The organism is Pseudoalteromonas sp. Scap03, from assembly GCF_013393115.1.
Taxonomy (GTDB): Bacteria; Pseudomonadota; Gammaproteobacteria; order Enterobacterales; family Alteromonadaceae; genus Pseudoalteromonas.
The window spans coordinates 3,150,393-3,163,401 of the sequence record NZ_VDEU01000001.1 but is presented as its reverse complement, the minus strand read 5'-3'; the positions used below and the strand labels follow the sequence as shown (position 1 = coordinate 3,163,401).

General features: G+C 41.5%; 9 protein-coding genes. 8 read left to right on the top strand and 1 reads right to left on the bottom strand.

Annotated features, from left to right (window positions below):
- Window positions 1–173: 173 nt before the first annotated feature.
- From FHG08_RS14535 to purF, 7 genes are all read left to right on the top strand, one after another.
- Entirely contained in the window at window positions 174–5,096 is a 4,923-nt protein-coding gene (locus FHG08_RS14535) for a FimV/HubP family polar landmark protein (RefSeq protein WP_178983207.1), read from the top strand.
- 169 nt (window positions 5,097–5,265) lie between these two features.
- Window positions 5,266–6,060 carry a tRNA pseudouridine(38-40) synthase TruA gene (gene truA, locus FHG08_RS14530; protein WP_178956372.1) on the top strand — a complete coding sequence of 265 codons (795 nt, stop codon included), beginning with the start codon at window positions 5,266–5,268 and terminating at the stop codon, window positions 6,058–6,060.
- A gap of 163 nt (window positions 6,061–6,223) precedes the next feature.
- The gene (gene accD, locus FHG08_RS14525) at window positions 6,224–7,099 is read left to right on the top strand and encodes an acetyl-CoA carboxylase, carboxyltransferase subunit beta (protein ID WP_008111068.1); all 876 of its coding nucleotides are present in this window, start codon (window positions 6,224–6,226) and stop codon (window positions 7,097–7,099) included.
- A gap of 25 nt (window positions 7,100–7,124) precedes the next feature.
- A complete protein-coding gene (gene folC, locus FHG08_RS14520) occupies window positions 7,125–8,390 on the top strand; it encodes a bifunctional tetrahydrofolate synthase/dihydrofolate synthase (RefSeq protein WP_178956371.1) in 1,266 nt (421 codons plus the stop codon).
- 11 nt (window positions 8,391–8,401) lie between these two features.
- A complete protein-coding gene (locus tag FHG08_RS14515) occupies window positions 8,402–9,028 on the top strand; it encodes an SPOR domain-containing protein (protein WP_178956370.1) in 627 nt (208 codons plus the stop codon).
- 209 nt (window positions 9,029–9,237) lie between these two features.
- Window positions 9,238–9,732 carry a CvpA family protein gene (locus tag FHG08_RS14510; RefSeq protein WP_076919200.1) on the top strand — a complete coding sequence of 165 codons (495 nt, stop codon included), beginning with the start codon at window positions 9,238–9,240 and terminating at the stop codon, window positions 9,730–9,732.
- 18 nt (window positions 9,733–9,750) lie between these two features.
- Window positions 9,751–11,277, top strand: a complete 1,527-nt coding sequence (gene purF / locus FHG08_RS14505; protein WP_138605386.1) for an amidophosphoribosyltransferase — start codon at window positions 9,751–9,753, stop codon at window positions 11,275–11,277.
- 87 nt (window positions 11,278–11,364) lie between these two features.
- Here purF and FHG08_RS14500 read toward each other — a convergent pair whose 3' ends face one another.
- Window positions 11,365–11,964, bottom strand: a complete 600-nt coding sequence (locus FHG08_RS14500) for a Yip1 family protein (RefSeq protein ID WP_033103997.1) — start codon at window positions 11,962–11,964, stop codon at window positions 11,365–11,367.
- Window positions 11,965–12,161: 197 nt separating this feature from the next.
- Between FHG08_RS14500 and miaE the strand changes: the two genes are divergently transcribed.
- Window positions 12,162–12,941: a tRNA isopentenyl-2-thiomethyl-A-37 hydroxylase MiaE gene (gene miaE, locus FHG08_RS14495; protein WP_178956369.1), complete on the top strand. Its 780-nt coding sequence runs from the start codon at window positions 12,162–12,164 to the stop codon at window positions 12,939–12,941.
- The last annotated feature ends 68 nt before the right edge of the window (window positions 12,942–13,009 follow it).

Sequence of the window (13,009 nt, the reverse complement as noted above, 5' to 3'; positions counted from 1 at the left end):
GATGGATATTATGGCTTAACTGGTTTATAGTTTGTAACTGGAATAGAGCTTGCAATAAAAATAGATTGTAATAAAAATGTGCGTTAGCTACGTGGCTAACAACGGCAAGAATAATCAATGTTTAAGCGCCAATTCAAAGCGCTGTGTTAACATTTAAACATTAAAGGATCAGCATGCGCGGTTTCGTTTCACTTATTATATTAGCGTCTGCACTGATGGTAACGACTGTTTACTCTCAAGACAGTACTCAATTAAGAGGGCCTAAAGGCGCAGATTACGGCGCACAGGGGCGTTCTATTGGGCCAATAAAACCAACCGATACACTTTGGCGCATTGCCGTTAAGGTTCGTCCTGATAATTCAGTTAGCATTTACCAAGTTATGCAGGCCTTGTATAACAAAAACCCCAACTCATTTTTAGAACAAAATTTAAATCATATGCGAAGCGGTTCTTACTTAAAGATACCTACTTTGGCAGAAATTAGACGAGTAAACCCGCAATTAGCTAAGCAACGCTCTGAGCAAGATGATGACCTGTGGGAAAAAAAGAAAAATGGTACGCTTACTCAAGCAGAAATTAATTCAGCTCAAACACAAGTAACCCAAGCCCGCAAAGCAGACGTTGATGAAGCCAAAAAAGAATTACAACAAGAATTAAAAGAGATAAAAACAGACCAAGGTAATAAATTAGTTGAGCTTCAGCAGCAGTTTAAAAGTTCAGTTAGCAACGTAGAAGAGATCTTAGTTGAAAACAACAACCTAAAAAAACAGCTTACAGGTATTTCAAACGAGTTAGAAAACGTTCGCTTACAGCTTGGTCAAGACAGTGAAATACAGCAACAGTTAAAAGAATTAATCCTTAAGCAAAATGAGATTATTGCGCAGCAAAAATTAAAAGAGGTAGAGCAAGAGAGTGAATTTAGCTTTGCCGCGCTACTTTCGAATCCTTTAGTGCTGATTTTATTAATGACCATTCCGGCTTTATTGATCATTTTTGCCGTTGTTATGTGGTTGCGTAAGCGTAGTAATAATCAAGAGCCTGAAAGTGACGATGATGAGTTTATTCCTCAAGCTCCAGCGTTTACTGATCCAATAAATGAAGAGCCAGAGCCCATTCTTGATGAAGAAGCGCCAGCTCCCGATCCGCTTGATGATATAAGCGTGCAATTAGACGACAACATGGATGACGTGTTACTCGATGATGATGTGGCATTTAACGATGATCTCGATGATGACAGTCTACTAGATCAAGATGAGTTAGAAAGCTTACTCAATGATGATGTTGTTTTTGAAGACGAAAATACTGAAGACGATGAACTTGATGTTTTCATGCAACAGGACTTTGATAGTTCCGATGGCGATGATACAGGTGATGCTATCGACCTTGATGAGTCAGATGACATTTTAAGTTCGGATGACCTAGATAGCTTGTTTGATGAAGAAGATGACGATGCTCTGCCAGATGAACCTAAAGGTGAATCGAACGATGATATGGCAGCACTTAGTGAAGAACTTGCTGAAGAGGGCGAAGACTTTAACATTGACGACTTGCTTGATGAGAATAATGAACAAGCAGATGATGTAACAGCACAAGCTGATGATGACGATGAGTTTGATATAGACAGTTTACTCGATGCTGAGCAACCAGTAGCTCAAAGCGAAGAGCCTGATATCGATAGTTTAGTTGAAGAAGATGACGAGTTTGATATTGATGACTTGCTTGATGCTGAGCAACCGGACGCTGAGGCTCAAGGCGAAGAGCCTGATATCGACAGTTTAGGAGAAGAAGGCGACGAGTTTGATATTGACGACCTACTTGATGCTGAGCAACCGGACGCTGAGGCTCAAAGCGAAGAGCCTGATATCGACAGTTTAGTAGAAGAAGGCGACGAGTTTGATATTGACGACTTACTCGATGCCGAGCAACCGGCTACTGAAACTCAAAGCGAAGAGCCAGACATCGACACTCTAGTTGATGAAGACGATGAAGTTGATATTGACGACTTGCTCGATGCTGAGCAACTAACTACTGAAGCTCAAACTGAAGAGCCAGATATCGACAGCTTAGTTGATGAAGACGACGAAGTTGACATTGATGAATTGCTCGATGCTGAGCAACCAACTACTGAAACTCAAAGCGAAGAGCCAGATATCGACAGCTTAGTTGATGAAGACGATGAAGTTGATATTGATGAATTGCTCGATACTGAGCAACCAACTACTGAAGCTCAAACTGAAGAGCCTGATATCGACAGCTTAGTTGAAGAAGACTATGAAGTTGATATTGATGGTTTGCTCGACGCTGAGCAACCAACTACTGAAGCTCAAACTAAAGAGCCAGACATCGACAGCTTAATTGATGAAGACGAAGTAGATATTGACGATGTACTAGATACTGAACAACCTGAAAGTGATGTTCATGATTCTGAAATAGATCATGCATTGGCGGACTCAATTGAAGATTTAACTGACGCGCAAGAAGAGTTAAATAGTGAAGATGTAGAATCTATCGCTTCATCTTTTGCTGAGCCAGAGGTTGCAGCTGAGACAGAAATTGCAGCAGAGCCTGAACTTGAAGCAGAGCCTGAACTTGAAGCAGAGCCTGAGCTTGAAGCAGAGCCTGAGCTTGAAGCAGAGCCTGAGCTTGAATCAGAGCCTGAAATTGAAGCAGAGCCTGAGCTTGAAGTAGAGCCTGAACTTGAAGTAGAGCCTGAGCTTGAAGCAGAGCCTGAACTTGAAGCAGAGCCTGAGCTTGAATCAGAGCCTGAGCTTGAATCAGAGCCTGAACTTGAATCAGAGCCTGAGCTTGAAGTAGAGCCTGAACTTGAAGTAGAGCCTGAACTTGAAGCAGAGCCTGAACTTGAAGCAGAGCCTGAGCTTGAAGCAGAGCCTGAGCTTGAAGCAGAGCCTGAGCTTGAATCAGAGCCTGAAATTGAAGCAGAGCCTGAGCTTGAAGTAGAGCCTGAACTTGAAGCAGAGCCTGAGCTTGAAGCAGAGCCTGAACTTGAAGCAGAGCCTGAGCTTGAAGCAGAGCCTGAGCTTGAAGCAGAGCCTGAGCTTGAATCAGAGCCTGAACTTGAAGTAGAGCCAGAACTTGAAGAAGAGCTAGAACTTGAATCAGAGTCTAATGTCGGATCAGAAGATGATTTTACCGATACGTCTTCTAATTTACTCGATCCAGAAGACGCGCTTGATGAGTACAACAATGAAAACCTTGATAGCGTTGATGATTTACTGAGTGAGTTAGAACAAACAAGTGATGATTATGTAGAAGCACCTGATTGGTCAGTCGATGGCTTAGACGAGCAACCTGAACCAGAAGCTGAGCTTGAACTTGAAGCCGAACCTGAGCTTGAAGCAGAACCTGAACTTGAAGTCGAGCCTGAGCTTGAAGCCGAACCTGAGCTTGAAGCCGAGCCTGAGCTTGAAGCAGAACCTGAACTTGAAGCAGAGCCTGAACTTGAAGCAGAGCCTGAGCTTGAAGCAGAGCCTGAGCTTGAAGTAGAACCTGAGCTTGAAGTAGAACCAGAGCTTGAAGCAGAACCTGAACTTGAAGTCGAGCCTGAGCTTGAAGCCGAACCTGAGCTTGAAGCAGAACCTGAACTTGAAGCAGAGCCTGAACTTGAAGTAGAGCCTGAGCTTGAAGTAGAACCAGAGCTTGAAGTAGAACCAGAGCTTGAAGTAGAACCAGAGCTTGAAGTAGAACCAGAGCTTGAAGTAGAACCAGAGCTTGAAGTAGAACCAGAGCTTGAAGCAGAGCCAGAGCTTGAAGCAGAGCCTGAGCTTGAAGTAGAGCCTGAACTGGAAGCAGAGCCTGATGTTGGATCAGAAGATGATTTTACCGATACTTCTTCTACTTTACTCGACCCAGAAGATGCGCTTGACGAATACAACGATGAAAACTTCAAAAGTGTCGATGAGCTTTTAAGTGAGCTTGAGCAAACAGGCGATGAGGATGAACAAGTACCTGATTGGTCAATGGATGACTTAGACGAGGATCTTGATGAAGAGGAAATTGATTTAGGCGATGACCCGCTTGCTGGCGATATCCAAAGCAACGATTTATCGACAGAAGACGATGAGCTATATGAGCCTGAAATAATCACCCCAAGTGAAGAACTTGAGGAGTATCCTGAGTTAGAGCTTGATGATGAACTGTCTTTATCAGATGAGGAGCAACAATCACTAACTCCAGAAGAGCTACAAGGTGATAATTTAGATGGCGATGCTACAGGTATGTCACCTAGTCAGGCAGAGCAAGATCTCGCTAATGCTCTATCAGCAGGTAACGACCTCGATAGTTTAGAAGATGATTTTGATGATGAGCTATTACTTAATAATGAATTTTCAGAGTTAGATATAGAGCAAGCTCTAGATAATGAAGTTTCAGAGTCTACAGATCTGACTGAACAAGCTGCAGATGAGCAAGTTGTTAGCTCTAATGATGATTTTGACGATGATCAACTTGATGCGTTAACAGAGTCAGCTGAATTTACCGATCAGCAAACAAATGCTGATCGTGAAGCTGATTTAACGCAAACGTCAGTACCGTCAGAATCAGAAATGATTTCAGATGATGAGCTTGATGATGAGTTCATGGCTGATTTAACACAAACAGATTTTGATTCATTACTGAATGAGTTAGCTGAACCTGATGATGTTGATTTAAGCGATAGCAGTGAATTCGATGTTGATTTTAATAGCTTACTTAACGAAGATTTAGCTGATGATAAAGCACCATTGTTGCAAGAGCCCATTGAGCAACCTGAGGTTACTGAGCCATTAGATCAAGATGACTTTGTTGATATTGATGCATTACTAGAGCAAAGTGATGATGCGGATATAGATCACGAACCCTACACCGACGTCGATATGGATGTTGGTTTGGGTGACTACGATTCATTACTTGCTGGTGATAACCCTATGGATGTTGATACTCAAAGTGGTGGTTACTCGGCAAAGCTTGATCTTGCTCACGCATATATAGAGATAGATGATGCTGACTCGGCAGTTAAAATTTTAGATGAGATTATTAATAATGGCCCAGACGATGTGCAAGAAGAAGCACAAAATCTAAAAGCTAAGCTGAAAAACTAACAATAGCTAATCCTGAAAAGGATATCTGAGCTGTAAAACCCGTTATTGGTTAACACTAATAACGGGTTTTTTGTATCGCATAGTTAGGAACCTTAGTTCGCTGCTTTTATTGGAACGCCATATAGCATAAAATGCAGCGTCGATTAGCACAGTAGGTAAAGCAGTAATTATGCGAGTAGCACTTGGAGTAGAATACAACGGCGCGCGTTACAGTGGTTGGCAGCGTCAATCTCATGTAAATAGCGTACAACAAGAAGTAGAAAAAGCGTTGTCGCGCATTTGTAATCATCCGGTTGAAATTGTATGTGCAGGGCGCACCGATGCCGGCGTGCATGGCACTGGTCAAGTTGTGCATTTTGATACCCATGCTGATCGTGAAATGGTGGCCTTTACATTAGGCATGAATACCTTATTACCAAAAGACATTGCTATTCGTTTTGCCCAGCCTGTGGTTGAAGACTTTCATGCTCGCTTTAGTGCAACTGCTCGTCGTTATCGTTATGTGATTTATAATTATGCGTTTCGTGGTGCGGTATTAAATGAAGGTGTTACCCATTTTCATCATCCTTTAGATGAAGTGAAAATGCAGCAGGCTTGCCAATATTTATTAGGTGAGCACGATTTCACCTCGTTTAGAGCGCTTCACTGCCAAGCTAATACGGCAACGCGAACGATTCATCATTTATCGGTACAGCGCCAAGGTGCTTATGTCATTATTGACATTAAAGCCAATGCGTTTTTGCATCATATGGTACGTAATATTACCGGGTGTTTAATGGATATCGGTTTACATAAACATGAACCAATTTGGTTAAAAGAGTTGCTAGATCTTAAAGAGCGTGCCAAAGCGAGCGCCACAGCAAAAGCGGCGGGTTTATATTTAGTAGATGTTGATTACCCAGAACACTTTAATATTCCTAGAACGCCGTTGGGGCCATTGTTTTTAGCCGATACCGATATTTAAAAGGTAATCAGGTGGTTATTTTTATACGCTATTATTCGTAGGGCTAACTACTAAGACCAGTTTTTTATACCGTGATAGCGTAATTCATGTTTTAATTGGAAAAATTTGTTTGCATGGTTAACATGTAGACTCGCGACACAGAACAGCATTAAGAGAGTTGCAAATGAGTTGGCTAGAAAAAATCTTACCAAAAACGACTAAATCTTCAGGTCGTAAAGAAATTCCAGAAGGTGTATGGGCTAAATGTACGTCATGTGATTCAATTTTATATAAAGCAGAATTAGAAAAATCACTAAATGTATGCCCTAAGTGCGACCATCATATGCGTGTTAGTGGTCGTAAGCGTCTTGAACAATTTTTAGATGACGGTGACCGTCATGAATTAGGCGCTCAACACGAACCCAAAGATGTGCTTAAATTTAGAGACTCTAAAAAATACTCAGATCGTATTAATGCAGCTCAAAAGTCAAGCGGTGAAAAAGACGCACTGGTTGCAATGAAAGGAAACCTAAAAGGTATTCCGGTTGCTGCAGTTGCATTTGAATTCTCATTTATGGGTGGCTCAATGGCATCGGTTGTAGGTGCTCGCTTTGTTGATGCGGTTGACCAATGTTTAGAGCATAATATGCCGCTGATTTGTTTTTCTGCATCGGGCGGCGCGCGTATGCAAGAGGCGCTAATGTCACTTATGCAAATGGCTAAAACCAGTGCCGCACTTGCTAAAATGACCGAAAAAGGCCTACCGTTCATCTCGGTAATGACTGATCCAACAATGGGTGGTGTATCAGCATCATTGGCAATGCTTGGTGATATTAATGTTGCAGAGCCTAAAGCTTTGATTGGTTTTGCCGGTCCGCGTGTTATTGAACAAACTGTGCGTGAAACACTGCCAGAGGGTTTCCAACGCAGTGAGTTTTTATTAGAGCACGGTGCAATTGACATGATTATTGACCGTCGAGAAATGCGCGATACGCTAGCACGTATCTTAGCAAAATTTATGAACTTGCCTTCTACGGAACAAGAGCATAGAGTAGCGTAAATTTCAGCTTTACTGATTACATGCTATGACAAAAACAATTCCTAGCCAATCATCAAGCCTTGATGATTGGCTTTGTTATTTAGAGAGTGTTCACCCTGCTAATATAGAAATGGGTTTAGAGCGCGTTGCTCGTGTTGCTAACAACATAGAGCTTTTAACTTCCTCAAGTAAAATCATTCTTATTGCAGGCACCAATGGCAAAGGAACAACGGCACGTTGTTTAGAGTCATTATTATTAGCCCAGGGTTATTGTGTTGGCACCTATGCTTCACCTCATTTAGTTCGCTACAATGAACGTGTACGTGTTAATGGCGCAGAGCTTGACGATCAATACCATGTCGATGCGTTTAATTTACTAGAGCAAGGACGTGGTGACACACCATTAACCTATTTTGAATATGGCACCTTAGGCGCGTTGGCAATATTTAAACGCTTAGAAGTTGACTACGTGTTGTTAGAGGTCGGTTTGGGCGGGCGTTTTGACGCGACTAATATTGTTACCCCATTTGCCAGTGTGATCACCACCATCGATTTAGATCATAAAGAATATTTAGGTGATACCCGTGAGCTAGTGGCTTATGACAAGGCGGGAATTTTTAGAGAGAGTACTCCGGCAATTATTGGGGATTTAAATATTCCGTATACAATGACCGATTATGGCAAAGAAATTAACGCTAATATGGTGCTATCGGGTAGCGACTTTATTTTTAAAGAGTATGCGCAGAGTTTTAGTTGGCAATTTAAAGCACATAAACTCGAGTTACCTAAACCGGCCATCCCGTGTCAAAATGTGGCCACTGCGTTAACGACCTTGTCGGTGCTAGATTTATTACCAAGTGATGAAGTGATAACTCAGTGCATAGCTAACTTAGTGGTAGAAGGGCGCTTTCAACAATTAAGTGAGTCGCCATTAGTGTACACCGATGTGGCACATAACCCTGAATCGGCACGTTATTTAGCAACTAAGTTAGCAAGCTATAAAGATAAAGGCTTTAAAATTCATGCATTAGCCGCTATGCTTGCTGATAAAGATAAAGTCGGTGTGCTTAAAGAAGTGGCTGATGTGGTAGATGAATGGTCGTTGGCTAGCTTAGATGTCCCGCGAGGGGATAGTGCAGCTCATCTTCAACAGGCGCTTTCAAGTATACCCAATAGTCATTTTAAACAGGGTTATAGCAACGTAGAGGTAGCATTGGATGCTATTTTGCCAAGCCAGCCAAGTAATACACTTTTGATTGTATTTGGCTCATTTTTTACCGTGGCTGGCGCTATTCATTACTTTAAAAAATAGAGAGGATGTCGGTGAACTCAGGTTTTATTAATCGCTTAGTCGGAACAAGTATTGTGGTGATCGCAGCAATTGTGTTTATTCCCAATATACTCGATGGTGAAAAAGTGCACTATAAAGAAGGCTTTAAAGCGATTCCAGAACGCTCTGAGTTCAAGACCATTGATTTACAAGAATCAATTGATCAGCAAGTGGCAAATGCAGAACCATTAAAAGAGGATGAAATTGAAAATATTCAGCCTGATGATGCTGCATTTGAGCAACAAAACAGCTCTGCTAAAACTGACGTTACTGCACAGCCAGCAATGGTTGAAGCAGTTATAGCCGATACAAAACAAGGCACAGTCACTACCGGGCAAGATGATGCTATGCGTAATACTGATGAAAACCTAACAAGTATGGCGTATGTCATTCAGCTTGGTAGTTTTTCTCATGCGGCAAATGTAAAAGCGTTGCAGGCAAAGCTAAAAACGAAAGGTTTTAAAAGCTTTACTAGGCCAATTAAAACGCCAAATGGTACGTTAACTAAAGTATTTGTAGGGCCGTCATTAAGTAAAAATGAGCTGCAGTCCCAACTTCCCGCACTGAAAGAACTAACTAAACTAAACGGTAAAGTTACTCAATTTGAAGTGGCAAAATAACTTAGTCATTAATAGGTAAATGTGTTTATCAGCTGATATTACACATTTATCTATTCCCTGAACTATCCTCACTTCTAGCCTACATATTTCACGCTATTTTTTATCTAAAAACTGCATGTTTTTACTCATCTGCAATCTCACGCTTAAACTTGCATCACGAGGAGGTTTAGGTATAGAATGCGCCCAAAATTAGCGACTATTTGGTTCTTATGATCTGGGTTGATTACGCCATTCTTGGCATTATTGCACTCTCTACCATCATCGGTTTAATACGCGGCTTTGTTAAAGAAGCTATGTCATTAGCGGTATGGGCAGGGGCTTTCATCATCTCCAGCTTATTTTATCAATATTTAGCTTCCTTCCTAACATCCATTTCTGAACCCCTTTTAAGAAATGCGGCGGCCATTGCCATATTATTCTTTGCGACGCTATTGTTAGGCGGTTTACTAAACTATATTTTAGGTGAGCTTGTACAGCGAACCGGATTATCCGGCACAGACCGTGTTTTTGGTCTGGTGTTTGGTGCTCTTCGAGGCGTGTTGGTCGTGAGCGCGTTACTCTTCTTTCTTGATGCTTTTACTGGTGCGCCTAATACGCATTGGTGGGGCAACTCCATTTTGATTCCAGAATTTGGCTTTGTAGTTGAATGGTTCTTTTCGTACCTAGAAAACAACTCGAGCTTTTTAAATTCAGTAAACCGTTAATCGGCGAGGATAAATTACATGTGTGGTATCGTTGGAATAGTCGGAACATCGCCAGTTAATCAGGCGATTTATGATGGCTTAACCGTTTTGCAACACCGTGGCCAAGATGCTGCGGGTATCATAACTATTGAGAACAATACATTTAGCTTGCGCAAAGCAAATGGCCTAGTGAAAGATGTGTTTCACACTCGTCATATGAAACGTTTGCAAGGCAACATTGGCATTGGCCATGTGCGCTACCCAACGGCGGGCTCTTCAAGCTCGTCAGAGGCTCAGCCGTTTTACGTGAACTCTCCTTTTGGTATAGCACTTGCCCATAATGGTAATTTAACCAATGCAGAGTCGTTAAAAGAGCAGTTATTTTCAGAGGCACGTCGCCATGTTAATACCACCTCTGATTCTGAGATTTTACTTAACATCATGGCACATGAGCTAAGTAAGTCAGACAAACTAAAATTAGACCCTGAAGATATTTTTACCGCGGTTACTGAAGTTAACAATAAAGTGACGGGTGGTTATGCCACTATTGCCATGATTATTGGCCATGGTATTGTGGCGTTTCGCGATCCAAATGGTATTCGTCCTCTTGTATTTGGTAAACGTGAATCTGCTGCGGGTACTGAATATATGTTTGCCTCAGAAAGTGTAGCGTTAAAGCCAGATGGTTTTGAGTTTATCCGTGATGTTGCCCCAGGCGAAGCTATTTATGTGACGGAAAAAGGCGAGTTTCATTCTTTTGCCTGTGCAGATAAAGTGTCTTACTCACCGTGTATTTTTGAATTTGTTTACTTTGCGCGCCCGGATTCAACCATTGATCGTATGTCGGTTTATGCTGCACGTGTAAATATGGGGACTAAACTAGGCGAGAAAGTAGCACGTGAGTGGGCTGATAAAGACATTGATGTCGTTATTCCTATCCCAGAGACTTCGTGTGATATCGCTTTAGAAATGGCACGCGTGCTTGACTTACCTTACCGCCAAGGCTTTGTTAAAAACCGCTATATTGGCCGTACGTTTATTATGCCAGGCCAAGAGCTACGTAAAAAATCGGTACGTCAAAAACTCAATGCAATTGACCGTGAGTTTAAAGGTAAAAATGTCCTACTTGTTGATGATTCAATTGTACGTGGTACTACCTCAGCACAAATAGTTGAGATGGCACGCGAGTCTGGTGCTAAAAATGTTTACTTTGCGTCAGCGGCACCGGAAATACGCTTTCCAAATGTATACGGTATAGATATGCCATCGGCGGCTGAACTCATTGCACACGGCCGTGAAGTTGAAGATATTAACCAAAGCATTAGCTCTGATGGTTTAATTTTTCAATCATTAAGCGATTTAATTGCAGCAGTTAGCCAAGAAAACCCTGAAATCACTAAGTTTGAAACGTCAGTGTTTGATGGACAATACATTACTGGCGACGTTGATCAAGACTACCTAAATCGTATTGATAAGCTACGTAACGATTCTGCTAAAAGCACCCGCGAAAACGCGATGTCGTCTGGTTTAGAAATACATAACCAAGATGAAAACGAATCTGATTAATAGTGTAGTTACAGTCTAATAGTTATATTAACTGTAAATAAAAAAGGAGCTTAATCGCTCCTTTTTTGTTTTTCAAAAACTAATTTTTTATGTAAACATAGGGCTGATTATACCGTTGGTCCATAGCATGGCGGTAAGTGCTAAAATGATAACCAGCAAAATGAGTCCACAGGTTACAACAGAGCTTGCATAAATAAAGCCGCGCTCCTGCGGAATGTGCATTAAAATAGGGACGCCGGTATACAGTAAATAAACTGAGTAGGCGAGCGCCACTAATCCAACACACACCACAAACCATAACTCAGGCCAAAAAGCAGCCAATGCTGACATAAACACCGGTGTAGCGGTATACGCTGCCAGCTCGATAGTTTGGGTAAAGGTCGGTTTAGCACCGAAAGTAACCGCCATCCAATGCGCTAAATAGGCCAGTGCAAATACACCGCCAATTAAAGCAACATACATGGCTGCGCCAATCATCAGTGCGCTTTCATGGGTTAAAAAAACGGGGTTACCTGTGCCTATACTCCAGCCTAAGTAAACCGATGAGTAGTACCCCATTACGGAGGGAAATAAAGCGATAAGCAAAATGTGCGATAAGCTGTAAGTTAAGCTTTCGTGACGGTTATCAATTGTTTGCCACTCTTCGAGTGGGTGGGCGTATAAGCCCCATAGGTGATTTAGTATCATTGCGTGCTCTCCATAAAGGATAAGTTACTGTTTGGTTATAGTTGGTTTGTTTTTATACAGTCCATTTAGTTATGGTTCAGTAACTAAGCAAAGTCAAGTTATCCACATGCCTGTAAGAGCTGCGTGTGTTTATTTTATTCAGAACATTATTTCGTGTTAAAATGCGTAATCGCAATTTTTAGCAATGAGTAGTCAGCGTGCCACATAGTCAGCTTTTAGAGCCAATTAACAACTTTTTATTATGCCGTACCCCTGATGAGTGGGTTGAACAGGCGACCAAAAAAGAAAATTTATCCATCATATTAATTGATCATTTAATTTGTGAGCTAAAAGCGGCGCAAAGTGCGATGTTTTTAATTCGTAAGTATGCAGTAGATAAAGACAGCAGTGATGCACTGCTTGAATGGCTAAAACCGTTTGAAACGCTTATTTATAAACGTGAGGGGAATTGGCGTGATTTAGCGGCTAAAAATAAACTCACTAAATCTATTATTCCTAAATCTAACTCACCTTATGGACAAGACTTAATTGATAAAATGGTCATGCTAATAAAAGAAGAACTACATCATTTTTATCAGGTGCTGGAAATTATGGATGAATATGGCGTTGAGTATAAAAGCATTACGCCGTGTCGTTACGCCAAAGGCATGTTACGTAATGTTAAAACGTTTGAGCCCAATGCCTTAGTTGATAAACTTATTGTAGGTGCGTACATAGAAGCGCGCTCATGTGAACGTTTTGCTGCGCTTGCCCCGCATGTAGATAAACGCTTAGGGGACTTTTATATTTCATTGTTACGCTCAGAGGCTCGCCATTATCAAGATTACTTAACCCTTGCTCAAGAAATTGCTGATTTTGATATTACCGAGCGGGTAAAAGAATTTGCTGAAATAGAAGCGCAGCTAATTACATCGGACGATGAAGACTTCAAATTTCATAGCGGCGTACCTATTACTGCTTGCCAACAACCTGCATAATTTACACATAAAGCTGCTACTAACTAGTTAAACAACAAACTGTTGTAGCAGCTAATTTTAATTAAATT